Genomic DNA, 25,988 nt, shown 5'->3' on the forward strand with positions numbered 1-25,988 from the left:
CGATCAGGAGGTGTAGTCGGCCGTGTCGTGCACGTCCCCGAACCGGGGGAAGATCCGCTCCACGGTGAACTCGTGCTCGTCGGCGGTGAAACCGGACATCGCGTCGGCCACGAACTCCAGCTCGTAGCCGTGGTCGCTCGCGGCTCGCGCCGTGGACTCGACCCCCATCGTGGTGACCAGCCCGGCGAGCACCACCGTGTCCACGCCCAGGGCGCGCAGCCGCTCGTCCAGCTCGGTGCCGTGGAAGGCCCCGACGGTCCGCTTGACGATCTGGACGTCGCCCGCCCGCACCAGCCCGTCGGCGAAGCCGCTGCCCGGAGGCTGCTCCGCGACGCCCGGCCGGTCCACCCGGACGAGCACCACCGGGCGCCCGTCCGCCCTGAAGGCCTCGGCCAGCCGCAGGCAGCGGGCCAGTACCTCCTCACCGGAGTGCGGGGCGACGGGCATGGCGATGATGCGGGGCATCAGGTCGATGAGGATCAGCGCGGAGGTCACGGGAGTGATCATAGGACAGGGGTGCACCGGCGCCCGGGCACCGGAAGCGGGTCCGAAGCGGGCTCGAAGCGGGTCCGAAGCGGGCTCGAAGCGGGCTCGAAGCAGGCTACGGTGTGCTCGTGAAGGAGCGGCGGTAGGACCGGGGCGGAACTCCCCTGCGCCGTACGAACTGTTCGCGCAGGACCGCCGCGCTGCCGTAGCCGACCCGGCGGGCGATCTCCTCGACGGGCAGGTCCGTGCTCTCCAGGAGTTCCTCCGCGCTGCTCAGCCGCAGGTTCCGCAGCCAGGCGTGCGGGGTGGTGCCGGTCGCGGCGGTGAACCGGCGGGCGAAGGAGCGCTTGCTCATCACGGCACGACGGGCCAGCTCCGCGACGGGGAGCGGCTCGTGGAGGTGCTCGCGGGCCCAGGCGAGGACTTCGGAGAGGCGCTCGTCGAGGCAGTCCTCGGGGACGGGCGCGGCGAGGTACTGGGCCTGCCCGCCATCGCGGTGGGAGGGCAGCACCATGTCCCGGGCGACTCCGTTGGCCATCGCCGCCCCGTGCTCCCGCCTCAGCAGGTGCAGGCACAGATCGAAGCCGGCCGCTGCCCCGGCGCCCGTGACGATCCTGCCCTCGTCGATGTACAGGGCGTCCGGTTCGACGGCGACGCCCGGATGGCGGTGGGCCAGCAGCTCGGCGAACCGCCAGTGCGTGGTGGCCCGTAGCCCGTCGAGCAGCCCGGCCTCGGCGAGCGCGAACGTGCCGACGCAGTGGGCCGCGAGCACCGAGCCGCCCCCGTACGCGGCGACCAGCGCGTCGAGCACCGCCGGACCGGGCGGTGTACGGAAGCCGGCCCCCGGCAGGGCGATCACCAGGTCGGCGGCGGCCAGCCGGTCGAGGCCGTGCTCGATCGCGAGCGGCACGCCGATGTCGGTGGGGACCGGCCCGGGCCGCTCGGCGCACAGGGCGAACTCGAAGCCGGGCAGTCCCTGTCCGTGCGGGCCGAAGACCTCGCTGACGATCCCGACGGCGAGCATGCCGACACCGGGCGGGACGTACGCGGCGACGGTCGTGAAAGGGGGCACGGGAGCAGTCTGCCACCCGTGGCACGAATCCTGCGATCACTGGCAGGTGTGCCACTCGTAGGCTCCCCGCCGACGCGGAAGGATGACAGCCATGACGAACACGAAGACGGACACGCAGACGAACACGAAGACGGACACCGCACAGGGCCTCCGCGCCGACGCACCGCTCGGCCGCAGCGCCGTATACAAGATCCTCACCACCGGCTACGTCGGCTCCACCGGCCCCGGGGTCGCCGCCACCGTCTCCTACGTGTCGGACGCCGGCCGGCACTTCATCTTCGACCCGGGCATGGTGGCGAGCCACGCCGACATCCTGGGCCCGCTCGCGGAACTGGGCCTCGGCCCCGAGGACATCACCGACGTGGTGCTCAGTCACCACCACCCGGACAACACCATGAACGTGGGCCTGTTCGGCGGGGCGCGGGTGCACGACCACAAGGTCGAGTACCGGGGCGACCAGTGGACGAACCGTGACGCCGAGGGCTACGAACTCACCCCCTCCCTGCGCCTGATCCGTACGCCGGGACACAGTCACGAGGACATCACCCTGCTGGCCGGAACGGACACGGGCGTCGTGGCGTTCGCCGGCGACCTGTGGTGGCACGCGCAGGGCCCCGCCGACGATCCGGTTGCCCCGGACCGCGAGGTGCTGCGCGCCTCCCGGCTGCGGGTGCTCGCCGCGGCGGACCTGATCGTCCCGGGCCACGGCGGCCCCTTCGCCGCCGACGGCGAGGTGCCGGTCTGACCCCGCCCCGCCGGATCGCGCCGGTGGCTGCGGTTTTGCGTCAACTCCTCTCTCATTTGGGTGAGTTCCTGCCGTGCTGACCTATCTTCCATGGGGCATACCGGTTCGTCCCAGGAGGTCAGATTGCAGTCCAGGCGCTTCCTCGCCTTACCCCGCGCACTCCGCAGATCCCGGCTGCTCATCGCCTTCAGTCTCGGCGCGCTGCTGATCGGCTTCACGCCGTGGCTCGGGGTCGCGAGCCCGACGCCCACCCCGACCCCGGCGCCACCCGGCGAGGAGGCGGCGCAGCAGTCACCGCACCACGGCGTGGCACCGGCGAACGCCATGGAGCCGACGGCCCCCGTGCTCGACCGGACCGGCTGGACGGCCGCGGCGAGCGACCAGGAGACGGCCGGCGAGAACGGCCGCGCCGCCAACGTCCTCGACGGTGACACCGGCACGCTCTGGCACAGCAAGTGGTCCGGCACCCCGGCCCCGCTCCCGCACAGCATCACCCTCGACATGCACCGCACGGCGGTCGTCTCGGCGCTCGTCTACACCCCCCGCACCAACGGGGCCAACGGACGCGTCGGCGAGTACACCCTCAGCGTGAGCGCTGACGGAGTGACCTGGCCGGCCCCGGTCGCCAGCGGCACCCTCGCGGACGACGGCAGCGCCAAGACGCTCGGATTCGCCCCGCAGGGGGCCCGGTTCGTACGACTCACGGCGCTCACCGAGGCCGGCGGGCGCGGTCCGTGGACCTCCGCCGCGGAGATCAACCTGCTGGGCGACCCCGGCACCCCGGAAGCCACCGTGGACCTGGCCCGGACCGGCTGGACGGCCGCCGCGAGCGACCAGGAGACGGCCGGCGAGAACGGCCGCGCCGCCAACGTCCTCGACGGTGACACCGGCACGCTCTGGCACAGCAAGTGGTCCGGCACCCCGGCCCCGCTCCCGCACAGCATCACCCTCGACATGCACCGCACGGCCGCGGTCTCCGCGCTCGTCTACCACCCGCGCACGAACGGCCCCAACGGCCGGGCGGGCGCCTACACCGTCACCACCAGCACCGACGGGACCGCCTTCGGCGCACCGGTGGCCGCGGGCACCTGGCGCGACGACGACACCGTCAAGACCGCCACCTTCACCCGCACCGCGCAAGCCCGGTTCGTACGGCTGACCGTGACCACCGAGGCCGGCGCCCGGGGCCCCTGGACCTCCGCCGCCGAGATCCGCCTGAGCGGGCCGGCCGCCCCCGCCGTCCACGGATCCTGGGGCCGGATCACCGGATTCCCCCTGGTCCCCGTGGCCACCGCCGTCCTCCCGGGAGACAAGCTCCTGGCCTGGTCCGCGTACGCGGTGGACCGCTTCGGCGGCAGCAACGGCTACACCCAGACGGCGATCCTCGACCTGAAGACGGGCAAGGTCACCCAGCGCCGCATCGACAACACCGGGCACGACATGTTCTGCCCCGGCATAGCCATGCTGGCCGACGGCCGCGTGCTCGTCACCGGGGGCAGCAACGCGGAGAAGGCCAGCATCTACGACCCCGCCACCGACGACTGGTCCGCCACCGGCAGCATGAACATCCCCCGCGGTTACCAGTCCATGACGCTGCTCTCCACCGGAGAAGCCTTCGTCCTGGGCGGATCCTGGAGCGGACCCGCGGGCGACAAGGCCGCCGAGGTCTGGTCGCCGGACACCCGGACCTGGCGCGGGCTCCCGGGAGTCCCCGCCCTCCAGGCCTCCACGGCCGACCCGGCCGGGCCCTACCGCGCCGACAACCACATGTGGCTGCACGCCACTTCGGCCGGCAAGGTGCTCCAACTGGGCCCGAGCAGGCAGATGAACTGGATCTCGACCACCGGCACGGGCGGCATCACCCCCGCCGGCCCCCGGGCCGACAGCGCCGACGCCATGACGGGCAACGCCGTCGCCTACGACATCGGCAAACTCCTCACCCTGGGCGGCTCGCCCGCCTACCAGGACACCCCCGCCACGCGCCGCGCCTACACCGTGGGCATCACGGGCAGCCAGGTCGAGACCGCCCGGACCGGGGACATGGAGTACGCCAGGGCCTTCGCCAACAGCGTGGTCCTGCCCGACGGCAAGGTCATCGTCTTCGGCGGGCAGAGCCACCCGGTCCCCTTCAGCGACGCCACCTCGGTCCTGACGCCCGAGCTGTGGGATCCGGCGACCGGCGCCTTCACCCCGCTCGCCACCATGGCCGTCCCGCGCAACTACCACAGCGTGGCCAATCTGTTGCCGGACGGCCGGGTCTTCTCCGGCGGCGGGGGCCTGTGCGGGGACTGCGCCACCAACCACGCCGACGGGGCCGTCTTCACCCCGCCGTACCTGCTCAACGCGGACGGATCCCCGAAACCGCGCCCCGAGATCACGGGGAACGTCCCTTCCAGAACGGCCCCCGGCACCACCCTCACCCTGTCCACCTCCACCCCGGCCGCATCCTTCGTCCTGATGCGGACGGCGGCCGCGACCCACTCCACCGACAACGACCAGCGAAGGGTGCCCCTGACCTCCACGGCCACGGGCACCGGCACCGGCACCTACACGGTGTCGATACCCGCCGACCCCGGCGTGGTCCTGCCCGGGACCTACATGCTCTTCGCCCTGGACACCCAGGGAGTACCGAGCCCGGCCCGCTTCATGACCATCTCCTGACCCGTCCCCGCCGTCCCCGCCGCCCGCACCTCCCCGGCGGGGACGGCGCACCCCGGCCCGGCACCCGCGGATGCGGGGCCGGGCCGGAGGGTCGTACGGTCGGCTCAGGGGGCGAGCAGGTAGGCGTTCGTGATCGTCTCGCGCACCGTGTTGCCGGCCTTGTCCCTCAGGTCCACCCGGAATGACACGGCCTTGGCCGAAGCCGGGTGCCGCACGGTCGCCGACCGCGCGCCGCTCGGGTCCGTCGCCACCGCGAGGAGGCTCCAGGTCTCACCCCCGTTGTAGGAGACCCGGACCGTCAGCGCGGCGACCTGCCCCTCCGCGGCGGCCGCCCCGCCGATCCGCAGCGGGACCTTCAGCGTGCCGCCCGCGGGCGCCGTTCCGCTCAGGCTCAGCTTGGGCGAGAGCCGTACCGAGGACAGCGGCAGCTTCACCGGCTGGTCCGTGGACGGGCGGGCCGAGGTGAACGTCCAGCTCGCCCGCACCTTCGTGCTGGTGGCGGTGTCCTTGGCGGACCGGGTCGCCTCCTTCGTCAGGCGGTACACGGCGGAGCCGGCCGGGACCTCGGCGCTGATCCAGCCGTTGGGCTCGGTCTCGGCGATGACCCGGCCGCCGGACTCCAGCCGGGTGAAGCCCCCGGTGAAGGCGGAGTAGCCCTCGTGACCGCTACCGTCGTTGAACAGCCCGACGTTGGCGTCGAGGTAGTCGCCGCTGCGCCAACCGCCCTGCTCGTCGCCGGCCTCCAGATCGGGTCCGACCACGCCGGTGTTGAAGTTCAGCGTGTAGTCCTTGCCCGGCTTGTACGACACCCGGTTGTGCGTGTAGATGATGCGCACCTCCCCTCCGGAGTCGAGCTGCGAGGCCACCCAGGACCAGCGCACGCCCTCCGTGTTGACGTACTGGGTACTCGCCAGCGGCAGACTCTGCACCGGCGGGTCCTGCACCCCGAGGGAGAACCCGTGGTCGTCCGTCGGCATAGCCGAGATCTGGGCCTTCGCCCCGGTGACCGAGGCCCCGAAGCCGAGCTTGACCTGGGCGACGTCGGCCCGGGTCAGCTTGCGGTCGAGCCCGCTGAAGAAGGTGCCCGTACGGTTGAAGGCCAGCCGGTAGTCGATGTTCTTGCCCGCCGCCCCGGGCGTCTTCCACAGGCCGGTGTACTGCGCCCGCAGGGTGGGCGCGGCCGGGCCCAGGTGCTGGGTGAGGATCTTCGTGATCCCGTCGGTGGCCCACATGTCGGACACCATCGCGGCCTCGTCGTGGAACCCGGCGAAGGCGCTCGTCAGCTTCGCGCCGGGATCCGGCGGGGTCACGGCGAACGGCTTGGCCTTGCGGGAGTCGAAGGTGACCGTGGTCTTCCCGGTGAGCTTCAGCACCGGCTGGACGAAGAAGCCCAGGGTGGCGTTCGGGCCCCAGACGACGCCCTCCAGCAGGTAGTCGCCCTTGGGCAGCCGCTGGACGACCGTGCCGCTCGGGTCGTACGGGACCTCGAAGCGGCCCTCCAGGCCCGTGCCGAGCTTGGTCACGGTGGTGTAGTAGGTCGACGGGTTCGCGCCGTTGACGTCCAGGTGCCGCAGGGTGACGTCGTAGGACTCCACCTCGCGTTCGACCATGAGGCCGGTGCGCACTTCCTGGCCGTCACCGGCGGCCAGCACGCTGCCTCCGAAGGCGCCGTCCTTCGTGCCCTTGCGGGTGTCGGCGGTCACGGTGGTCTTCGCGGTGCCGCCGGCCGGGATCGTGAGCTGCGCGTCCTTGACCGTGAACATCCCGGCCGGGGCAGGTCGGCCCGAGGAATCGGTGCCCGCCGTGCTCAGCTTCAGAGTGACGGGCTTGGTGCCGTTGTTGCGGTACGTGAGGGTCTTGGAGACCGGCTTGTCGTCGGCGTGCGGCCACAGCTGCGTGCCGAAGGCCAGCGACCCGGGTGCGGCGGTGACGACGGCCTTGACCGCGCGGGCCAGGTCGGTGCGGCCGGCGCCCTGCTCATAGGCGTTGTTCGCCGGGTTGGGCTTGGCCGATCCGGTCAGCAGCGCCTTGATCCGGGCCGGGCTCCAGTCCGGGTGCTGCTGGCGCACCAGGGCCGCGGCGCCCGCGACGTGCGGGGTGGCCATCGAGGTGCCCGACATGCCGACGTATCCGTCGGGCGAGGGGAACTCGCCCTGAGTGCTGGCGGCAGCGGTGATGTCCACGCCCGGGGCGGTGATGTCCGGCTTGGCCACCCCGTCGGCGCTCGGGCCGCGGCTGGAGAACTCCGCGAGCCCGTCCTGCTTGTCCACCGCGCCGACCGTGAGCGCCGCGGGGGCGCTGCCGGGCGTGCGCAGCGTGCCGGCCTTGGGGCCCTCGTTCCCCGCGGCCACCACGAACAGCGCCTTGCCGGAGAGCTGGGCGACCGCTTCCTCCATGGGGTCGACGCCGGGCGTGTCGGCGGAACCCAGGCTCATGCTGACCACCGCCGCACCCTGGTCCACGGCCCACTGCATGCCGCTGACGATGCCTGAGAAGTCGCCGAAACCGTCATCGCCCAGGACCTTGGCGTCCAGGAGCTGCACGCCCGGCGCCACGCCCTTGTACAGGCCGCCCGATTTCGCGCCCGACCCGGCGAGGGTGGACGCCACGTGCGTGCCGTGCCCGTACCGGTCCTTGGAGTCGGGCGAGGTGCTGAAGTTCTTCTGCGCCGTCTCGACGCCCTTGAGGTCGGGGTGCGTCTCGTCGACCCCCGTGTCCAGCACGGCCACCTTGACGCCCTTGCCGGTGTAGCCCGCCTTCCACATGGCGGGCGCGCCTATCTGCGGCACGCTCTTGTCCAGGCTGGCGCTCACCTTGGCGTCCAGCCACAGGTGGGCCACGGGCGGTACCGGGGCGGCGCCCGCGGTGCGGGCGTCCCTGCGGCCGGTGAGCGCCGACCACAGGGCCGCGGCGTCGGCCTTCGGCGCGTTGAACGCCTCGCCGGCCACCGCCGGCAGCGGCCGGCGGTCGCGCGCGACCCCGGCGAGGGTGTCGCCGGAGGCACCGAAGGTCATGGCCCCCGAGGCGTCCCGCCGGTAGCCGGCGATCAGCGGCAGCGCCGTACGGTGCGCGTCGTCGTACCCGTCCCTGACCAGCTGGGCGACGTCGAACAGCCGCCGGTCGAGTACCCCGTCGCCGACCAGGCGCAAGGCGTCCTGCGGGACCACGTACGTGTGATCCGCCTCGCGCCGCACCGAGAAGGCGATGCCCTCACGGCCCGCGCCCCGGATGAGCTGTTCGACGCTGCCGTCGCCCTTGACGACGACCCGGTCGCCGGTGATCAGGGTGACGGTCGCCGGCGGCTTCGTGCCCGCCTTCGCCTTCGCCCTGGCCGTGGCCGGGGCCTCCGTTCCGTCCTGTGCGGTGGTGCCCGCGGCCTGGGCCGGCTGCACGCTGGCCGCCCCCGTGATCAGTGCCCCGGCCACCGCTGCGGCGAGCGCCGCCGTTCTGGCTCGTCCTGCGAATGCCACCCGTGTTCCCCCGAGTTCGTGCGGATCCCCATGCGTGTCGCTTACCACGCGTGATGGATCCGTTCGGTTCTCCGGGGCACGGCAAATCTGCGGACCGGGGGAGGAGTTGGCCGGATCGGGGCGGTCCGGCCCGATCCGTCACCAGGTCACGGGGAGCTCCCGCACGCCGTAGACGATGGTGTCCCGCTGGAACACGAGCCGGTCCTCGGGTACGGCCAGGCGCAGGCCCGGCAGCTTGCGCAGGACGGCCTCCAGCATGATCTGGAGCTCGACCCGCGCCAGGGTGTGGCCGAGACACTGGTGCGGACCGTGGCCGAAGGCCACGTGCCGGCGTGCGGCGTCCCGGGTCACGTCCAGCTCGGCGGGGCAGGCCGCGGGGCGGTCCGGGACACCGTCCGGGGCAGTGTCCGGGGCGGTGTCCGCGGGGGCGTCCGGGGCGGCGAAGACTTCCGGCTGCCGGTTGGCGGTGGACAGCATGCAGATCACCCCGTCCCCGGCCCGGATCGGCGCCCCGCCGACCGAGACGTCCTCGGTGGCGGCACGGCCGAGCCCGAGGTGGATGATCGTGAGGTAGCGCAGCAGTTCCTCCACCGCCCCGGGGATCAGGGCCGGTTCGGCCCGCAGCCGGGCGGCCTGCCCGGGGTGGCGCAGCAGGGCCAGGACACTGAGCGCCGCCATGTTGCTGGTGCTCTCGTGGCCGGTGATCAGGAGCATGAAGCCGAGCGAGGCCGTCTCCCGCGCGGTCAGGTCGGGCCGGACGGCGAGGCGGCTGAGGATGTCGTCCCCGGGGTCCCGCCGCTTCCGCTCGGCCAGCCCGGCCAGGTAGCCCATCAGCTCGCGGTGGGCCTCGGAGGCCCGGCCTGGGTCGGTGGTGTTGTCGAGCAGGGTCCGGCTCAGCGACTGGAACAGTGCGTGGTCCTCGTACGGGACCCCGAGCATCAGGCAGATGACCAGGGACGGGACGGGCAGCGCGAAGTCCGCTACGAGGTCGGCGCTCCGGCGGCCGTCGGCGGTCATGGCCTCGACGGCGGCCTCCACCACCTCCGCGATGGCCGGGCGCAGTTCCTGGACCCGGCGGGTCAGGAAGTCCTTGGCGACCATGCGGCGCAGTCGGGCGTGCTCCGGGTCGTCCATCCTGATGAAACTGGGCTGAGCGGTGGCCAGTTGACGCTGGCCGGGGGACAGGAAGGGGAATCCGGGGGTGCGTGCGTCGGCGCTGAAGCGGGCGTCCGCGAGCACCGCCCGCACCTCCTGGTGGCCCGTCACGAGCCAGCAGGGGGTGCCGTCGGGGAGCTCGGCACGGCTGACCGGAGCCCCGGCCGCGGCCTGCGTGTAGCCGGGCGGCGGGTCGTAGGGGCAGGAGCCGTAGGGGGCGGGGAGGGTGAGAGGGGCCGTGACCGGGGGGCTCGCGGTGGCGGTGCCGGGAGCGGCAGCGGTCTGCGTGGCGGCGGTGGCGGTGGTGGCGGCGGCGGCGATGACGGTGGTGGTGACGGTCATGGTGGCGGATCTCATCCGGAGGGGGGTCGGCCGCCGTCGGGCGGGGTGTGGAGGGCGCCGAGCGTGGCGCACATGGTGGCGCACTGCCCGGCGAGGATCAGCAGTTCGATCAGCTGGTCGGGGCGCAGTCCGGCCGCCAGCCGGTCCCACAGCGGCTGCGGCAGCGGCTCACCGGACGCGAGCGCGTCGGACGTCTCCAGCAGCGCCAGATCGGCTGCGCACCAGGGGTGTTCGGCGAGCGGTGCGGCCGTGGCCGCCACCTCCCGGGAGTCCAGCCCGGCGTCCGCGGCGACCGCGCGGTGACGGTCGAACACGAAGGACCCGCCTCGGCGGTGCGCGGTGCGCAGGACGACCAGCTCCCGCTGACGGCTGGACAAGGTCCCCTCGTGGGTCAGGACCCGGGCCAGGGAGAGCCAGGCGTGGGCGAGGGCCGGATGGTGGGCGAGGGTTCCGAAGAGGTTCACCCGGCCCGGTCCGTCCTGGGCGGATCCGGCCAGCAGGCCGCGCAGCGCGGGCGTCCACCGCTCGGGCGGCAGCGGGGGGATGCGTACGGGACGTCCGGGGGGTTCGGTGCTCATCGGGCTCACCACCGGCAGATGACGACGCCGGCGCTCGCGCCGCTCGCGAACCCGAACATGCCCACCAGGTCGCCCGGGTGGAGCCGGTCCGAGTTCAGGGCGGTGGCGAGCTGTAGCGGGATGGTGTTGGTCGCGACGTTGCCGTGCGCGGGGAAGGTGGACAGGATCCGCGACGGGTCCACGCCCACCCAGCCGCACGCCACCCGGGTGAAGGGCACGGACGGCTGGTGCACGCAGACTAGGTCGAAGTCCTCGCCGTCCACACCGAGTTCGCGCACGGCTCCGCGCACCTTGGCGGGCATCCCGTCGAAGGAGGCCACGAGCCGGGCCGAGTCGATCTCCAGGCGGCCCATCGTGCGGTGGTTCGCGTACGGATTGGGCAGCGTCGCCGCCTGCCAGCCCCAGGAGTTGGCGAAGAACCGGCTCCCGAGGATCCCGGGCCGGGTGCTCGCGCAGACCAGGACCGCCGAGCCCATGTCGCCGGTGCTCAGGCTCGGCAGGGCGGCCATCACCTCGTCCGGGTCGGTGACGCTCCAGCGGCTCTCCCGGGTGCTGACCTCGGCGCTGGAGATCAGCACCCGCCGGTACTGTCCGGTCCGGATGAAGGAGTCGGCCACCTCCAGGGCGTTCAGTACGCCGTTGCAGGCGTTCTTCAGGTCGAACACCGGGCAGTCCAGGCCGAGTTTGGCGGCCACCACATGGGCGGTGGCCGGTTCCTCCATATCGGCGAGGATCCCGGCGTACACCAGCAGGTCCACCTTCCGGGCCGGGGTACCGCTCTCCTCGAGGAGACTGCGGGCGGCGTGCACGGCCAGGTCCGAGGGCTGCTCCTCGTGCGGGGCCACCGTGCGCTGGGAGAGCCCGTACATGTGCTGGAGCACGCCCCGGGACATGGGGATCCCCGGGCTCCCGGCCCGGAAGCGGTCCTCGACCGCGGACACGCTCTGGCGCCCCTCCGGTACGTGGACGGTGGCGTGGACGACGGCACTGTGAAGGGCCAAGGGTACGAAGCCTTCTGCTGGTGGGGGACGGCGGCGGTCAGGGCGCGGTGAGGAGGAGCACCACGTTGTGCCCGCCGAAGCCGAAGGAGTGGCTGACGGCCGCGGCGACCCGTTGCTCACGCGCCGTGCCGGTCACGCAGTCGATGTCGTACGGAGAGCCGGAGCCGGAGCCCGGGCCGGCGCCGCCCGCAGCGAGGTTGGCGATCGGCGCCACCCGGGAGTCCCGGATGGTGAGTGCGGTCAGCGCGGCCTCCACCGCGCCGGCGGCGCCGAGGCTGTGGCCGAGCACCCCCTTGGCGGCGGTCACGCTGGGGCCGTGCGGCAGGACGCGGGCGATGAGTTCGGCCTCGGTGCGGTCGTTGAGGGGGGTGGAGGTTCCGTGGGCGTTGACGTGGTCGACGTCGGTCGCGGACAGCCCGGCTTCGGCGAGCGCCGTCCGCAGGGCCGCCTCGGCGTACGCCCCGCCGGGGGACGGCGCCGTCGGATGGTGCGCGTCGGAGGTGAGGCCGGCTCCGGCGAGGTGTGCGTACCCGCGCCGCCCGCGGGCCGCCGCGTCCTGCGGCCGCTCCAGTACGAGCACTGCGGCCCCCTCGGCGATGACGAAGCCGTCCCGGTCCGCCGCGAAGGGCCGGGAGGCCATGGCCGGCTGGTCCGAGCGCCCGGACAGGGCGCCCATCCGGGCGAACCCGGTGGTGATCACCGGGGTCACGGCGGCCTCCGAGCCGCCGGCGATCGCGATGTCGCAGGCGCCGGAGAGCAGCAGGTCACGGGCGACGGCCAGGGCGGTGGCCCCCGAGGAGCAGGCCGTCTCGGTGGCCAGGGAGGGGCCGTGGGCGCCGAGGTCCGCCGACACTTCGCCGGCGGCCATGTTGGGGATGAGCATCGGGATGAGGGAGGGCGCGACCAGGTCGGGTCCCCCCTGGTGGAGGCGCAGGGTCTGGGTTTCCAGATCGGCGGCGCCGGCCAGTCCGGAGCCGATCACCACGGCCACGCGCGCCCCGTCCCAGGAGGCGGGGTCGAGCCCGGCGTCCGCCACGGCCTCGCGGGCCGCGAGGACCGCGAGCTGCGTGAAGCGGCCCATCCGCCAGGCCTTGCGGCCGCCGATGCGCCCCTGCTCGGGGGTCATGGCGGGGATCCGGCAGGAGAAGGGGACCGGGCAGTCCTTCAGCTCGGGATCGGTCTCCGCGGTGGAACGGCCCCGGAGCACACCGGCCCAGGTCTCCTCGCGGCCGAACCCGGCCGGAGTGATCATCCCCAGGCCGGTGACGGCGACGGCGCCGCGGAGCGGGGAGCCCGTCACCGGGCGTCCCGTTCGGTGCGCTTGGAGTGGAGTACGGCGACGAGCTCGCCGATGGTGGTGCGCCGGGCGGCCTCGTGCTCCTCGACCTTCACGCCGAGCTCCTCCTGGAGGGCGAGCGCCAGTTCGGCGAGGGCGAGCGAATCGAGGTCCAGGCTTTCCAGGGTGGCGTCGGGCAGGACGCTCTCGGGGGAGACTTCGAACTTCTCGGTGAGCACGGTGGTGAGGACGGTCTGGACCGGGGGCATGGCGAGGTGTCCTTCCGGGACGGTTGGTGAGTGAGCTGAAGGAGGGCAGGGGGCGGCGGCCTGCGGGCAGCCGGGAGCCGGGCTCGTGAGGGGAAGCGGGGGGATCAGGTCTCGCGGATCGGACGGCGGCGGGGTTCCGGCGCGACCGGGCCGAAGAGGCGACCGGTGAACGTGGTGGGGGTGGGGGCGCCGAGGGCCGGCCGGAGCTCAGTGGGAGCCCGCGGGCCCCCCACCGGCGGAGGGTGCCGGCGCGGTTGGTCGCAACGGGGTGCCGGCGGGCCCGGTGGTGCGGAGACGGGCCTCAGGGCGCCGGTTCGATCCCGGGCACCGCACGCTCCAGCCGGGGCCAGAGCACGGCCGCCGACCCCCAGGTGAGCCCGGCGCCGAAGGCGGTGAGCAACACCCTGTCCCCGGCGTGCAGTTCGCCGCGCGAGGCCGCGTCGGCCAGGGCGAGCGGGATGGACGCGGCGCCGGTGTTGCCGACCCGCTCGATGTTGGTCACCCGGCGCGGACCGGGCACGGGCAGGCGCTCCCCGACGGCCTTCACGATGCGGGCGTTGGCCTGGTGGGCGCAGAACCGGTCCACGTCCTCGGGCGACCAGCCCGCGTGCTTCAGTACGGTCTGCGAGGACTGGGTCATCCGGGTCACCGCGTGCTGGAACACCTCGCGCCCCTGCATGCGGAAGTGCCGGTCGGCGGGGCCGTAGGCCTCCGGGGCGGACCGTTCCCTGGCTCCGCCGCCGCGCACCTCGATCAGCTCGTCGCCCGAGCCGTCGCTGCCGAGGTCGAAGGCCAGGATGCTCCCCGGTTCCCCGGAACGGCCCCGGCGGAGCACCACGGCGCCCGCGCCGTCGCCGAAGACGATGCCGGCCGAACGGTCCTCGGGGTCCAGGAGGGTCGAGTACAGGTCGGCCGCCACGAGCAGGACCCGGTCGGCGCAGCCGGAGAGCAGGGCGCCGGCGGCGGTGGCGAGCCCGTACAGGAAGCCGCTGCAGGCGGCGTTCACGTCCCAGGCCGCCGCGCCGCCCAAGCCCAGACGGGTCGCCAGCTGCGGGGCCATCGCGGGCATGGGCCGGTCAGGGGTCGAGGTGGCCACGAGTACGGTGTCCACCGGAGCGCCGCCCGCCACGGCCAGCGCCCGGCGCCCGGCTTCGAGGGCGAGCTCGCTGGTGGACACGCCGGCCCCGGCCCGGCGCCGCTCGCGGATTCCGGTGCGGCGGTGCACCCAGGCGTCGTCGATGCCCCATGCCGAGGGGAGTCCGGAGTTGGCGACCACCCGGGGCGGAACGTATCCGGCGATCCCCTCCAGCACCGCCGCGGGCGGGGCGGAGCGGGTGGCGGGGGGTGCCAACTGGTCTTCTGGGCAAGGCAGGAGGGAAGTCACGCACGTCTCTCAGGAGGGATCTCGGGGGAGCGGCACGACTGTAGGGCGGGTCAAGATCACGGCGGGTGCGGAGGCGAAGGGGAACGGATGTGCTGGACGGCCGGTGCGACGTCATCGCCGCAGCTCAGGGGCGTGCAGGAAGAAACGTTACGGCCGATGGGCCATCGGGGTGTCGCCCCAAAGGGTGAACCAGGTACGGCTGTCCAGGCGTCTTGCTGACGCCGGGACGGGTGCCGGGTGCGTGCCGGGGTGGGGCGGGAGCTGGGATGTGTGCCGGGGTGGTGCTGGTGGTGCCACTCTCGGATCCATCAACCGGCTCCACCGGCCGGGGGCAACGGTGCGGGAGGGGTGCGGCTGTTGAACGTGTTGCACGCGCACCCCTCCCGGCCGGACGGTCGTCAGTCGACCTGGAGTTCGCCCATCCGGCTCCAGCCGGTCGCGCCCTCGATGGTGGTGCTGACGATCTCCGGCGTCCGGGTGACCAGGGGCCGCATGGTCTCCAGGGCCGCGCGGAAGTGCGCGGAGGTGACGTGCGCTTCCGCGGCGTCGTCCCGGAAGGCCTCGACCAGTACGTAGGTGTCCGGCTCCTCCAGGCTGCGGGACCACTCGAACCACAGGTTGCCCGGCTCGGCGCGAGTGGCGCGCGTGAACTCCGCGACCAGCTCGGGCCACTGCTCGACGTACTCGGGCTTGACGGGGAATTTGACCACAATGAAGATCATTCGAGCATTGTAGGCGCGAGCCCCCGCGGGCTTCGGTGCCCTCAGCCCTGCTCGGGCGCCGGCGCCGCCGCCGCCGCCGCCGGCGCCGGCGCGGGGAAGGCAGTGGCGATGAGTGCCGCTGCGAGGTTCTCCTTGCGCATCCGCTGGTCGACGTAGATCAGGGCGATGACCAGTTGCGGGAAGCTGAACTGGAACAGTGAGCTGATGAGGCCGCCGAGCGTCAGGGTCGCCGCGTAGAACAGGAACGAGAAGACCAGCGTGCCGGGATCGAGCGACGGATCGTCGGGCCCCGACATGTTCGGGAAGAAGCCGAACATGCCGACGAAGCCGAACGGCAGCTGGATGACGTACCCCACGGCCATCGCCACGATGTGTCCGAGCAGCCAGGTGCCGAACACCCTCCACCAGCCGTCACGGACCAGGTGCGAAGAGCGCCGCAGGGCCGCGACGGGGCCGAGCCCTTCGCACACCGCCGCGGCGGGAGCGAGGCTGAACCGGGCCGTGAGCCAGATCGAGAAGGGGGCGCACAGGAGCGTGCCCAGGAGGAGCAGGAGGAAGACGGCGGGCGGGCCGGAGCCGTCCAGGTCCGCGGACCTGATGATCAGCGGGACGCAGATCGCGTACAGCAGGATCGCCGGCCCGCCCGCGGCGAGCGCGGTGAGCAGCAGGGTGCCGAGCACCGCCGGCAGCCGTGACCAACTGCGGCGCCACAGCGTGCCGAAGGTCACGGTGCGGCCGAGCACCGCCTCCTGGACCACCGCGGGGCACAGCGCGCTGAACATCGCGGCGCCCAGGGTCATCACGACGAGCAGGACCATGCCCGCCGGTACGAAGGACAGGAAGAGGGCCGCCACGTCCGATCCGTCGGGGTGTTCTCCCGGGGCGGGATCGAAGAGGGCGGAGAACCGGTCGTAGGTGGCCCCGAAGGTGATCGCGAGCGTTGCGGCGACGATCAGGATCCCGATGCCCTGTGCCGCGGCCATGACCCCGATGAGGGGCTTCCAGTACCGCCCGAAGGTGCCGAAGGCTCCGCTCAGCACCTCGCCGGTGGTGAGCGGGCGCAGGGGTATGACGCCCGGCTGCGGTGCGGGAGGCGGCATCCAGCCACCTCCCCACTGCGGCGGCACGGGCCGGTCCGGGTGCGGATTCCACCCAGCGTGGTGCGACATGGCTGTTCCCCCTCGAATGAAGGGACACGGTAACCCGCCCGTGAAGAACGCCCGCCGGGGACCCCTGCCCGGCCCCACGGCCCCACGGCCCCCCGGCGCCCGGTCGGACGCTCCTCATCTCAAGCGGCGTCCCCGTTCGGGGGATCACGAGCGCGGGATCGAGCCGCTCCACGGCTCGAGCCCGCGCTCGATGACGTACCGCGGTCCTGCGCGACCGAGTGCGCTGATGTCGTCGCACGCCGCCCCTCCCCGGGTGCGTGAAGATCGCAGGTGGGTACGACCGCGGACGGAGGGCTCCATGGCATCCAGGGGTACGGGCACCGGTAGGGGCACGGATACGGGCACGGCTACGGACCGGCCCGGCCGTATCGAGGCACACGGCATCGACCGGGCAGCCTGTTCTGGGCGCCGATCGGCCTGCTGGCCGTCTCGGGACCCGCCTCGGGCACGCCGAGCGAGGTGATCGCGCGGGCGATGTACGGCATTCGCGGCAACCGGGTGAACATCGCCGTCAACGGCTGGGCGCTCTGCATCTGTTACATCGCCCTCAACCTCGCCGCCGCCGCGGTCGCCGCCTTCGTCCTCGTGCAGAAGGCGGGCATCGACACGAACAGTGCCGTCAAGGTCGCCGTCGTGGTCGTCATCGCCGCCCTCACCCTGGCCATCGGCGTCTACGGACACGCCACCATGGTGAAGGTCTACCCCCCGATCGCCATCGCCCTCACGGTCACCTTCGCCGTCGTCGCGGTCTTCGTGTGCACCCGCGCCGACCTCGGCCACCAGCCCACGGAACCACTGACGGGGGTCGCCCTGTGGGCCACCCTCGCGGCCGGCCTCACCCTCGTCGCCTCGGGCCCCCTCTCCTACACCAACAGCGCGGACTTCTCCCGCTACCTGTCGCGGGAGACCTCCCCGCGGGCCGTCGCGGGCTGGACCGCGCTCGGCGGGTTCCTGCCCGGCGTCCTCCTCACCTCGCTGGGCGCCCTCGCCGCGACCGTCGTGGACATGGCCGAACCACAGGCCGGACTGGAGGGCATCCTGCCCGCCTGGTTCTCGCCCGTGTTCCTGCTGGCGATCGTGCTCGGCACGATCGCCAACAACGCCATGACCGCCTACAGCTCGGGCCTCGCCCTCCAGGCCGCCGGCGTCCGGGTCCGCCGCTCCCTGGGGGTCGTCGTCGACGGGGCGCTCGGAGTCGCGCTCACCCTGTACGCGCTCCTCGTCTCCAACTTCCTCGACACGGTCGGCAACCTCCTCCAGCTGACCGTCGTCGTGCTCGGGCCGAGCACGGCCGTCTACGCGACCGACATCCTGCTGCGCCGCTGCCGCTACGACGGCCCCGCGCTCACCGACGAGACCCCGGACAGCCCCTTCTGGTACACCCGGGGCGTCAACCCGGCGGGCGCACTGGCCCTGACGGCGGGCATCGCGGCCTCCGCCCTCTGCGTGGACACCCTGTACACGGGCCCCGTCGCCCGGGCCCTCGGAGGCGTGGACCTCTCCCTGCCCGTCGGCATCATCGTGTCGGCCTCCCTCTACGGGCTCTTGATGCGCCGCTCCCCGAGAGGCCGGCCCGCCGCGCCGCCCGCCTGACCGCCTGACCGCCTGACCTCGGCACCCGGCACCCGGCACCCGGCGCCGGACGGCCCGTACTCCCCTACGACTACGACGGGGCGTGCAGCTCCCCGGTCCGCGCCACGCGGGCGTACCAGCGCGCACTCGATTTGGGCGTGCGCTCCAGCGTCTCGTAGTCGACGTGGACCGCCCCGAACCGCTTGGCGTACCCGTAGGACCACTCGAAGTTGTCGAGCAGCGACCAGAGGAAGTAGCCGCGCACGTCCACCCCGTCGGCGATCGCCCGGTGCACGGCGTCGAGGTGGGCGTGGATGTAGGCGGTGCGGAGCGGATCGTGCACCGTCCCGTCCGGACCGACCTCGTCCTCGTACGCCGCTCCGTTCTCGCTCACCACGAGCGGCAGCCCGGGGTACCTGGCGGCGGTGCGGGTCAGCAGCTCGTACAGGGCGCTCGCGTCGACCGGCCAGCCCATCGCCGTACGTTCCCCCGGCGCCCGGTGGAACGCCACGTCCTGCGCGCCGGGCCACGGCGAGTGCTCGCTGTTTCCGTGGCCGTCGTCCTGCGGCACGCTCTCGCCCTCCGCCGCCCGCGAGACGACCGTCGGCGTGTAGTAGTTCACGGCGAGCAGGTCCAGGGGCTGGTGCGCCGTGGCGGTGTCTCCGTCGCGGACGAAGGACCAGTCGGTCAGCCGCGCGGTGTCCGCGAGCAGATCCTCGGGATAGGCGCCCTCCAGCATCGGGCCCAGCCAGATCCGGTTGCCGACGGCGTCGATGCGCCGGGCCGCCTCCCGGTCACCGGCCGAGGACGTCAGGGGGCGCACCTCGTGGAGGTTCAGGGAGACCGCGACCTGACCGTCCCGGGGCAGCGCCGCCCGCAGGGCCTGGACGGCGAGGCCGTGACCGAGGTTGAGGTGGTGGGCCGCGCGGAGCGCGGCGACCGGGTCGGTCCGGCCCGGGGCGTGCACGCCGGAGGCGTAGCCGAGGAACGCGCTGCACCAGGGCTCGTTGAGCGTGATCCAGTGCTTCACCCGGTCTCCGAGGGCATCGGCGACGAGCCCCGCGTACTCGGCGAAGCGCTCGGCGGTCGCGCGCTCCGGCCAGCCGCCCGCGTCCTCCAGCTCCTGGGGGAGGTCCCAGTGATAGAGGGTGAGGGCGGGGGTGACACCGGCGGCGAGCAGCTCGTCGACGAGCCGGCGGTAGAAGTCCAGGCCCTTCTGGACGGCCGGCCCGCGTCCGGTCGGCTGGACGCGCGACCAGGAGACGGAGAACCGGTAGGCGCCCAGGCCGAGTTCGGACATCAGCCGGACGTCCTCGGGGAAGCGGTGGTAGTGGTCCACCGCCACGTCACCGGTGTGGCCCCCGAAGACCTTGCCGGGGGTGTGCGAGAAGGTGTCCCAGATGGACGGGGTCCGGCCGCCTTCACGGGCGGCGCCCTCGATCTGGTAAGCGGCGGTGGCCGTGCCCCAGAGGAAGCCGGACGGGAAAGAGCGGACGGCGGTGAGCGGCCGGGTCTCGGACGCGGTCATAGGAGAGCGCTCCCAACGCGAGTGTGGATGAAGTGGTCAGTTCTTGACGGCGCCGGACGTGATCCCGCCCACGATGTGCTTGCCGAGCACGGCGAAGACCAGCAGCAGCGGCAGCGTGGAGATGAGCGCGCCGGTCAGCACGACGGCCTGGTCGACCGTATGGGCTCCCGCGCCGAGACCGGCCAGGGCGACCTGGAGGGTCGGATTCCCGTCCGGGGTCAGCGCGATGAACGGCCAGAAGAAGTCGTTCCAGGCCTGGACGAAGACGAGCATCCCGAGGACCGCCATCGCGGGCCGGGCCACGGGGAACACCACGTGCCAGATGATGCGCAGGCTGTGCGCGCCGTCCATCCTGGCCGCCTCCACCAGCTCCACCGGCAGCGCCTCGATGAGGTACTGGCGCATGAAGAACACGCCGAAGGCGGCGACCAGCGAGGGCAGGACGACCGACTGGAGCTGATCGACCCAGCCGAGATCGGTGATGATCTGATAGAGCGGGATCACACTGAGCTGCGGCGGAATCGTCATGGTCGCCACCACCAGGGCCAGCAGGGCGCCCCGGCCCCTGAAGGGCAGCTTGGCGAAGGCGAAGCCGGCCAGGGTGGAGAACAGGACGGTGGACAGGGCCACGAGCCCGGCCACGACGGTCGTGTTGACCAGTGCCTCGCCCATGTCCACCTGGTTCCAGGCGAAGGCGAGGTTGTCGAAGAGCCGGGGGCCGGGCAGGAGCGGGGCCGGGGCCTCGACCACGCGCTCGCCCGTGTGGGAGGCGGCCACGAGGTTCCAGTACAGCGGGAAGAGGGAGACGAGGGCGGCCAGGCCGAGCAGGACGTACGTCAGCGGTCCCGCGTGGTGCTGACGGCCGGCCGACTGGCGCAGCAGCCTGCGGCGGGGCGCCGCCGGGGTGGGAGCGGCCGCTGGTGCGGGCGTACGGGTGGGTGTGGGTGTGGACGTGTCGAGCGTGCGCGCCATGAGCTCAGCTCCCCGACTTCTTGCGCTTGTGGTGCGAGCGGGTGATCAGCGTCTGGACGCCGCCGATGAGCAGCAGGAGCAGGAGCATGACCCAGGCGATGGCGGAGGCCTGGCCCAGCGCGCCGGTCACCCACCCCTTCTCGTACATGAGCAGGCTGAGCGTCTGGAACTGGTTCCCGCTGCCCCCGCTGATGCCGACGCTGCCGCCGAAGAGCATGGGCTCGCCGAACAACTGGGTGGCACCGATGGTGGAGACGATGACGGTGAAGAGGATCGTCGGACGGATGGAGGGGATGGTGACGCTGAGGAACTGGCGCAGGCGCGAGGCCCCGTCCAGCGCGGCCGCCTCGTAGAGGTCCTGCGGCACGGCCTGCATCGCGGCCAGGTAGATGAGCGCGTTGTAGCCCGTCCAGCGCCAGGTCACGATCGTGGAAATCGCTATCTGCGCGGGCCACTTGGAGGACTCCCAGGAGACGGGCTCGAAGCCGGCCCAGCCCAGGACCGTGTTGATCAGCCCGTAGTCGGTGTTGAAGAGCTGGGCGAAGACGAGCGTCGCCGCCGCGATGGAGGTGGCGTACGGGGCCAGGACCGCGACTCGGAAGAAACCGCGGCCACGCAGCTTGTAGTTGAGCAGGTGCGCGAGGCCGAGGGCCATCAGCAGCTGGGGAACGGTGGAGATCACGCCGATGGTGAAGGTGTTCGCGAGCGCGTTCCAGAAGAACTCGCTGGTCGCCAAGGAGCTGTAGTTCTCCAGCCCCTTCCACTGGGCGCTGCCGCCGAGTTCGACCCGGTGGAGCGAGAGCCAGCCCGTGTAGATGAGGGGGAAGAGGCCGAAAGCGGCGAAGGTGAGGAAGAAGGGGGCGACGAAGACGTAGGGGACGGCCTTCAGGTCCAGGCGGTAGAGCGTGCTGCGCAGGCCGGCGGGCGGCGGGGAGCCGCCACGCGTCGCCCGTACGGAGGTGGCCACGGGGGCGTCCTTCCGGGTCGGTGCGTACGGGAGGAGATGCGTACGGGGAGATGCGTACGGGAGATGCGTACGGGTCGGCGTCCACGGGGGAGCGGACCGGGTGTGCGGGCGGGAAGGCGGGCGGCGGTCCGGACGGCGGCGGTCCGGGTGGTGGCGGCCCGGACGGTGGCGGCCCGTCGCCCCCGCTGGGCGGCGACGGGCCGCGGGCGGCCCCGCTACTGATCGATCTTGTCGGCGACCAGCTTCCTGACGTTCTCCCAGGCCTTCGCCGGGTCGGTGCCGCGCTGCTCGATGTCGAGGATGCCGTTGTCGGTGAGGAAGGTCTTCACCTGACCGTCCCAGCGGCTGATCGGGGCGGGCGTGATGCCGGCCGCGGCCTCCGAGTAGATCTTGCCGACCGGGGTGTCACCGAAGTACGGCAGCTTGGCGTCCTGGACGGTCGCGGACGTGAGCGTGTCCTTGGTCGAGGGGATGTTGCCGTTCACACCGAAGACCTTGGCGTGCTGCGCCGGAGCGGTGAGCCAGGCGGCGAGCTCGGCCGCCTCCTTGACGTGCTTGCCGGACTTCGGCACGGCGAGGAACGAGCCGCCCCAGTTGCCGGCCACGGGCGGCGCGGCGATGTCCCACTTCCCCTGGTTCTCCGGGCCCGCCTGGTCCTTGATGATGCCCGTCATCCAGCTGGGGCAGGCGACGGTGGCGAACTTCGCGTTCTTGAAGGCCGCGTTCCAGGTGCCCTTCTCGTCGAACTGGCGCAGCTTGCCCGTCAGTTCGCCCTTGGTCGCCGCCACGGCGGTGTCCCACGCCTTCTTCACGCCCGGGCTGTTCTCGTAGTCCAGCTCGCCCTTGGTGTTGGCGTACTGCACGGGCTGGCTGGAGATCACCGCATTGAACAGGCCGCTCGCGGAGTCGTGGAAGGCCGTGCCGGCCGGGGCGTTCTTCTTGAACGTCTCGCCGGTCTCGATGAACTTCGCCCAGTCGCCCGCCCAGAGCTTGCCGACCTCGGTGCGGTCCGTCGGGAGCTTGGCCTGGGCGAAGAGGTCCTTGTTGTAGCAGATGGCCATCGGGCCGATGTCGGTGCCGAGGCCGATGACCTTGCCGTCGCCCGTGGTGGCCTGCTTGACCTTCCAGTCGAGGAACGCGCCGAGGTCGGCGCCGCCCGTCTTGCCGAGGTCGGTCCACTTGTCCGCCATGGCGGGACCGGTCGCCTCCGCGATGTAGCCCACCTCCAGGGCCTGGATGTCCGCGAGACCGCTGTCGCGGGAGAGCCGCAGCTTGAGGGTGTCCCAGTACTTCTGGCCGTCGGCGACGTTCGATTCTTCGATCTTGATGTTCGGGTGCGTCTTCGTGTACTCGGCGTAGAGCTTGGCTCCGGTCGCGTCGTCGTAGCCGAAGGAGCCGAAGGTTCCGATCCGCAGCGTGATCTGCTCGCCGCCCGCCGCGCCGTCGCCCTTGCCGCTGTCGCCGTCACCGTCGCTGCCGCAGCCGGTGAGCAGGGCCGTGCCGGTCGCCACGGCGGCGATCGCGGCGACCGCGTGGACCGCGATGCGGCGTCCGCGACCGTGTCTGCTGCTGGAAGTGCGCATTCCACTCTCCTCGTCCAAGGTGGTGCTCGTTGTGCGCCAGAAGGTCCGGCGGGCTGTTCGCGGCTCGGCGAGGGCCCTGCCGGGACCTGATGTGGAGCTCGCTCTCGCATCCAAGGATGGGAGCGCTCCCACGTCGTTGCCGGAAGGTTGCTGCTTGGCGGGTGCGGGTGTCAAGAGATGAACGCGAATTGGTGGCGCAGGGGCGTTCGGTGCACGCCGGGCCCCACTTTCCGGTGCGGCCTCGTCGGGTTCTGAATGCGGCCATGGCGCCAAGGCGGGATCATGAGTAGTGTGGGAGCGCTCCCATTCGGGCCTGCCCTGCGCCGGAGCGGCGTAACGTGTTCCGCGCGAGACTGGGGGCGGGATCCGCTTCTTACCTGATCAGCCGCGCCCGGCCGGCACGCACCGGCCCGGAGCGCGACAGCGCACGAGGGGAGTTCGAGCACCGTGAGCGGACGGCAGAACGGCAGGCCCACCCTGGAAGAGGTCGCGGCCCTGGCCGGTGTCGGCCGGGGCACGGTCTCCCGGGTGATCAACGGCTCGCCGCGGGTGAGCGAGCAGGCCAAGGACGCCGTCGCCCGCGCCGTGGCCGAGCTGGGGTACGTACCCAACCAGGCGGCCAGGGCCCTGGCCGGGAGCAGGACCGACGCGGTCGCCCTTGTCATCCCGGAGACCGAGGCCAGGCTGTTCTCGGAACCGTACTTCCTCGACCTGATCCGCGGGGTCAGCGCCGAACTGGCCGAGGCCGACAAGCAGTTGCTGCTCACCCTGGTGCGGACCGAGGCCGAGCGTAGGCGGTTCGAGGACTACCTGGCCGCCCAGCGGGTCGACGGCGTACTGCTGGCATCCGTCCACGGCGACGACCCGCTGCCGGACCGGATCGCGCGGCTGGGGCTGCCGGTCGTCATGAACGGGCGGCGCTCGGAGGCCGAACCCGTCGCCTACGTGGACTCCGACAACATCGGCGCGGGACGGGCGGCCGTCGCCCACCTGGTGGGGCGCGGCCGGAGCCGGATCGCCACCATCAGCGGGCCGCTGGACATGTACGTGGCCCGGGCGCGTCTGGGCGGGTACCGCGCGGGGCTCGCCGAGGCCGGGATCCAGCCCGACGAGTCCCTGGTGGCGACCGCGGACTTCACCGAGGAGGGCGGCCGGCTGGCGATGCGCGAACTCCTGGAGCGCGCTCCCCGCCTGGACGCCGTCTTCGCCGCCTCCGACGTGATGGCGGCCGGTGCGCGCGGGGTGCTGCGCGAGGCCGGACGGCGCATCCCCGAGGACGTGGCCCTCGTGGGGGTCGACGATTCCGCCGTGGCCCGCCTGATGGATCCGCCCCTGACGAGCGTGCGCCAGCCCATCGAGGAGATGGGCCGCACGATGACCCGACTGCTGCTCCGGAAGATCGCGGAAGGGCCCGCGGGCGAGGGGGCCACGGGGCAGGGGGAGGGCGAGGGGTCGCGCCGGGTGCTCCCGACGGAACTGGTCGTGCGGGATTCCTCCTGAGCGGTTCGCCGTGAAGCCGGGCTCTCCGAGAAGCCCCCTGGTCAGGCGGTCCCGCCGCCAGGAGGGTGGGGAGAGTTCGATGCCGGCGTGTCTCGTTCGGCGAGGTGGGTGTCCATGGCGGTGTTCAGGTCGGCCATGAACGCTTCGAACTGTTCCAGAAGCCGGGGCGGGTGGTGCGACATCGCGGTGTCGAGGCGGCGGGCGAGCGGGCCGAAGAACTCGTCCGCCCGTTCCTGGATGTGCGCACCGCTGCGCAGGGTGATGACGCGCCGGTCGGAGTGTTCGCGGGTGCGGGCTCGCGCCCACCATCGAATCGCTGATCGCGTTCCGCCTGTTGCAGGGAACCGCCGGGGCGATCCTGCTGCCCCAGGGTCTCGGCCTGCTGAGGGAGAACTTCTCCGGCCCCGAGCTGACCAAGGTCTTCGCGATCTTCGGCCCCGTCCTCGGCCTGGGCGGCATCATCGGCCCGGTCCTGGGCGGCTTCCTCATCGAGGGCGACTTCTTCGGTCTGGGCTGGCGGTCGGTGTTCCTGATCAACCTGCCCATCGGGATCGCGGCGCTGATCGTCGCGGCGAAGTTCGTGCCCAAGAAGGCGGGTGACCGCACCGTACGGGTGGACCTGACGGGCGCGGTCCTGGTGATGGCGGCGTGCGCCCTGCTGGTGCTGCCGCTGAACCAGGGGCAGGAGGACGGCTGGCCGCTGTGGACGTGGCTGTGCATGGCCGGCTCGCTGGCCGGTTTCGCCCTGTTCGCCGTCCAGCAGCGCCGCAGGGCCGCCGCGGGCCGTGACCCGCTGGTGACCCCGGGCCTGCTGCGCAAGCCGGCCTTCACCGTCGGGCTCGGCGGCATCGCCCTGTTCTTCGGCGGGCTGATCGGCACGCAACTCGTACTGACCCTGTTCCTCCAGCTCGGCCGGCACTTCACCGCCGGAGAGGCGGGACTCGGCAACCTGCCCCTCGCGGTGGGAACCGCGATCGGCGGCGCTGTCAGCGGCGCGTTCCTCGCGGACAGGATCGGCCGCAAGGTGCTGCAGATCGGACCGTTGGTCCAGTTGGCGGGCGCGGCCCTGCTGTGGTTCGAACTCGACGGCCTCGACGCCGCCTCGTTCTCGATCTGGGACATCGTTCCCGGCGTGGCCGTCGCGGGCGTGGGCGCCGGCATGGTGATCGCCGCCCTGTTCAGCTTCATCCTCGCCGCGGTCGACGACGACGAGATCGGCTCCGCCTCCGGTGTGCTGTCGGCGGTCCAGGCCGTCGGCGGCTCCATCGGCGTCGCGGTCTTCGGCTCGGTGTTCTTCGCCCGGGCCGAGACCGGTGACTTCACCGGCGGTTTCCGCCACGCGCTGATCGTCCAGGCAGGTCTGCTGGTGGCCTTCCTCGCGATCACCTTCCTGCTGCCCAAGAAGGGCCGCCCCGAGGAGCAGCAGCATCACGGCGTCAGCCCCGAGGCAGTGGCCGGCGCCCCGGGCGCGGAGCGGCCTCACCGTGTGAGACCCGGGACGGACGGGCTCCGGCCGACGAGCCCGGGGCGGTACGG

18 protein-coding genes and 2 pseudogenes are annotated in these 25,988 nt (G+C 72.6%); 5 read left to right on the forward strand and 15 right to left on the reverse strand.

Features of this window, described 5'->3' with window-relative positions; genetic code table 11:
* Positions 1-3: 3 nt before the first annotated feature.
* Positions 4-507: an isochorismatase family protein gene (locus ACIQV3_RS02855; RefSeq protein WP_403709040.1), complete on the reverse strand. Its 504-nt coding sequence runs from the start codon at positions 505-507 to the stop codon at positions 4-6.
* Positions 508-601: 94 nt separating this feature from the next.
* Positions 602-1,510 (reverse strand): GlxA family transcriptional regulator, encoded by a 909-nt coding sequence (locus tag ACIQV3_RS02860; RefSeq protein WP_403709172.1) that lies wholly within the window; start codon positions 1,508-1,510, stop codon positions 602-604.
* A gap of 139 nt (positions 1,511-1,649) precedes the next feature.
* Here ACIQV3_RS02860 and ACIQV3_RS02865 point away from each other — a divergent pair, with 139 nt between their 5' ends.
* Both ACIQV3_RS02865 and ACIQV3_RS02870 read left to right on the forward strand, forming a co-directional pair.
* Entirely contained in the window at positions 1,650-2,303 is a 654-nt protein-coding gene (locus ACIQV3_RS02865) for an MBL fold metallo-hydrolase (RefSeq protein WP_403709042.1), read from the forward strand.
* A 123-nt stretch (positions 2,304-2,426) separates the two neighbouring features.
* On the forward strand, positions 2,427-4,964 hold the full coding sequence (locus ACIQV3_RS02870; RefSeq protein ID WP_403709044.1) for a discoidin domain-containing protein: 2,538 nt from the start codon (positions 2,427-2,429) through the stop codon (positions 4,962-4,964).
* Between the two features lie 104 nt (positions 4,965-5,068).
* On the opposite strand, the gene ACIQV3_RS02875 is transcribed toward ACIQV3_RS02870, so the two are convergent.
* The 9 genes from ACIQV3_RS02875 to ACIQV3_RS02915 form a co-directional block, all read right to left on the reverse strand.
* Complete coding sequence (locus tag ACIQV3_RS02875; protein ID WP_403709046.1) at positions 5,069-8,434, reverse strand: S8 family peptidase; 3,366 nt, start codon at positions 8,432-8,434, stop codon at positions 5,069-5,071.
* Positions 8,435-8,572: 138 nt separating this feature from the next.
* Complete coding sequence (locus ACIQV3_RS02880) at positions 8,573-9,931, reverse strand: cytochrome P450 (RefSeq protein WP_403709048.1); 1,359 nt, start codon at positions 9,929-9,931, stop codon at positions 8,573-8,575.
* 11 nt (positions 9,932-9,942) lie between these two features.
* Positions 9,943-10,509, reverse strand: coding sequence for a carboxymuconolactone decarboxylase family protein (locus tag ACIQV3_RS02885; RefSeq protein WP_403709050.1), 567 nt, complete (start codon positions 10,507-10,509; stop codon positions 9,943-9,945).
* A gap of 5 nt (positions 10,510-10,514) precedes the next feature.
* The gene (locus tag ACIQV3_RS02890; protein ID WP_403709052.1) at positions 10,515-11,510 is read right to left on the reverse strand and encodes a 3-oxoacyl-ACP synthase III family protein; all 996 of its coding nucleotides are present in this window, start codon (positions 11,508-11,510) and stop codon (positions 10,515-10,517) included.
* Positions 11,511-11,547: 37 nt separating this feature from the next.
* Positions 11,548-12,810: a beta-ketoacyl-[acyl-carrier-protein] synthase family protein gene (locus tag ACIQV3_RS02895; protein ID WP_403709054.1), complete on the reverse strand. Its 1,263-nt coding sequence runs from the start codon at positions 12,808-12,810 to the stop codon at positions 11,548-11,550.
* Positions 12,807-13,055, reverse strand: a complete 249-nt coding sequence (locus ACIQV3_RS02900) for a phosphopantetheine-binding protein (RefSeq protein WP_403709056.1) — start codon at positions 13,053-13,055, stop codon at positions 12,807-12,809. The genes ACIQV3_RS02895 and ACIQV3_RS02900 overlap by 4 nt, the downstream gene beginning before the upstream one ends.
* 301 nt (positions 13,056-13,356) lie before the next feature.
* On the reverse strand, positions 13,357-14,406 hold the full coding sequence (locus ACIQV3_RS02905) for a beta-ketoacyl-ACP synthase 3 (protein ID WP_403709058.1): 1,050 nt from the start codon (positions 14,404-14,406) through the stop codon (positions 13,357-13,359).
* A 431-nt stretch (positions 14,407-14,837) separates the two neighbouring features.
* Positions 14,838-15,161: a putative quinol monooxygenase gene (locus ACIQV3_RS02910; RefSeq protein WP_403709060.1), complete on the reverse strand. Its 324-nt coding sequence runs from the start codon at positions 15,159-15,161 to the stop codon at positions 14,838-14,840.
* 41 nt (positions 15,162-15,202) lie between these two features.
* Positions 15,203-16,261: an oxidoreductase gene (locus ACIQV3_RS02915; protein ID WP_403709062.1), complete on the reverse strand. Its 1,059-nt coding sequence runs from the start codon at positions 16,259-16,261 to the stop codon at positions 15,203-15,205.
* Between the two features lie 459 nt (positions 16,262-16,720).
* Between ACIQV3_RS02915 and ACIQV3_RS02920 the strand changes: the two are divergent.
* Positions 16,721-17,923 (forward strand): annotated as a pseudogene (locus ACIQV3_RS02920) (purine-cytosine permease family protein); the annotation flags it as partial.
* A 70-nt stretch (positions 17,924-17,993) separates the two neighbouring features.
* Here the strand turns inward: ACIQV3_RS02920 and ACIQV3_RS02925 are convergent.
* The 4 genes from ACIQV3_RS02925 to ACIQV3_RS02940 form a co-directional block, all read right to left on the reverse strand.
* A complete protein-coding gene (locus ACIQV3_RS02925) occupies positions 17,994-19,430 on the reverse strand; it encodes a GH1 family beta-glucosidase (protein WP_403709064.1) in 1,437 nt (478 codons plus the stop codon).
* 36 nt (positions 19,431-19,466) lie between these two features.
* Complete coding sequence (locus ACIQV3_RS02930) at positions 19,467-20,402, reverse strand: carbohydrate ABC transporter permease (RefSeq protein WP_403709066.1); 936 nt, start codon at positions 20,400-20,402, stop codon at positions 19,467-19,469.
* 4 nt (positions 20,403-20,406) lie between these two features.
* A complete protein-coding gene (locus ACIQV3_RS02935; protein ID WP_403709068.1) occupies positions 20,407-21,369 on the reverse strand; it encodes a carbohydrate ABC transporter permease in 963 nt (320 codons plus the stop codon).
* Positions 21,370-21,584: 215 nt separating this feature from the next.
* Entirely contained in the window at positions 21,585-22,952 is a 1,368-nt protein-coding gene (locus ACIQV3_RS02940) for an ABC transporter substrate-binding protein (protein ID WP_403709070.1), read from the reverse strand.
* A 447-nt stretch (positions 22,953-23,399) separates the two neighbouring features.
* On the opposite strand from ACIQV3_RS02940, the gene ACIQV3_RS02945 reads away from it, so the two are divergent.
* The gene (locus tag ACIQV3_RS02945; RefSeq protein WP_403709072.1) at positions 23,400-24,452 is read left to right on the forward strand and encodes a LacI family DNA-binding transcriptional regulator; all 1,053 of its coding nucleotides are present in this window, start codon (positions 23,400-23,402) and stop codon (positions 24,450-24,452) included.
* 289 nt (positions 24,453-24,741) lie between these two features.
* Positions 24,742-25,929 (forward strand): annotated as a pseudogene (locus tag ACIQV3_RS02950) (MFS transporter); the annotation flags it as partial.
* Positions 25,930-25,988: the final 59 nt, after the last annotated feature.

This window comes from Streptomyces sp. NPDC099050, assembly GCF_044759865.1.
Taxonomy (GTDB): Bacteria; Actinomycetota; Actinomycetes; order Streptomycetales; family Streptomycetaceae; genus Streptomyces.

What these genes read in the sequence shown, in the direction of transcription:
- ACIQV3_RS02865 (WP_403709042.1), top strand. Translation starts at nt 1,650, where the DNA reads ATGACGAACACGAAGACGGACACGCAGACGAACACGAAGACGGACACC.
- ACIQV3_RS02880 (WP_403709048.1), bottom strand. Translation starts at nt 9,931, where the DNA reads ATGACCGTCACCACCACCGTCATCGCCGCCGCCGCCACCACCGCCACC.
- ACIQV3_RS02925 (WP_403709064.1), bottom strand. Translation starts at nt 19,430, where the DNA reads ATGACCGCGTCCGAGACCCGGCCGCTCACCGCCGTCCGCTCTTTCCCG.
- ACIQV3_RS02900 (WP_403709056.1), bottom strand. Translation starts at nt 13,055, where the DNA reads ATGCCCCCGGTCCAGACCGTCCTCACCACCGTGCTCACCGAGAAGTTC.
- ACIQV3_RS02930 (WP_403709066.1), bottom strand. Translation starts at nt 20,402, where the DNA reads ATGGCGCGCACGCTCGACACGTCCACACCCACACCCACCCGTACGCCC.
- ACIQV3_RS02915 (WP_403709062.1), bottom strand. Translation starts at nt 16,261, where the DNA reads ATGCCGCCTCCCGCACCGCAGCCGGGCGTCATACCCCTGCGCCCGCTC.
- ACIQV3_RS02910 (WP_403709060.1), bottom strand. Translation starts at nt 15,161, where the DNA reads ATGATCTTCATTGTGGTCAAATTCCCCGTCAAGCCCGAGTACGTCGAG.
- ACIQV3_RS02855 (WP_403709040.1), bottom strand. Translation starts at nt 507, where the DNA reads ATGATCACTCCCGTGACCTCCGCGCTGATCCTCATCGACCTGATGCCC.
- ACIQV3_RS02885 (WP_403709050.1), bottom strand. Translation starts at nt 10,509, where the DNA reads ATGAGCACCGAACCCCCCGGACGTCCCGTACGCATCCCCCCGCTGCCG.
- ACIQV3_RS02940 (WP_403709070.1), bottom strand. Translation starts at nt 22,952, where the DNA reads ATGCGCACTTCCAGCAGCAGACACGGTCGCGGACGCCGCATCGCGGTC.
- ACIQV3_RS02860 (WP_403709172.1), bottom strand. Translation starts at nt 1,510, where the DNA reads ATGCTCGCCGTCGGGATCGTCAGCGAGGTCTTCGGCCCGCACGGACAG.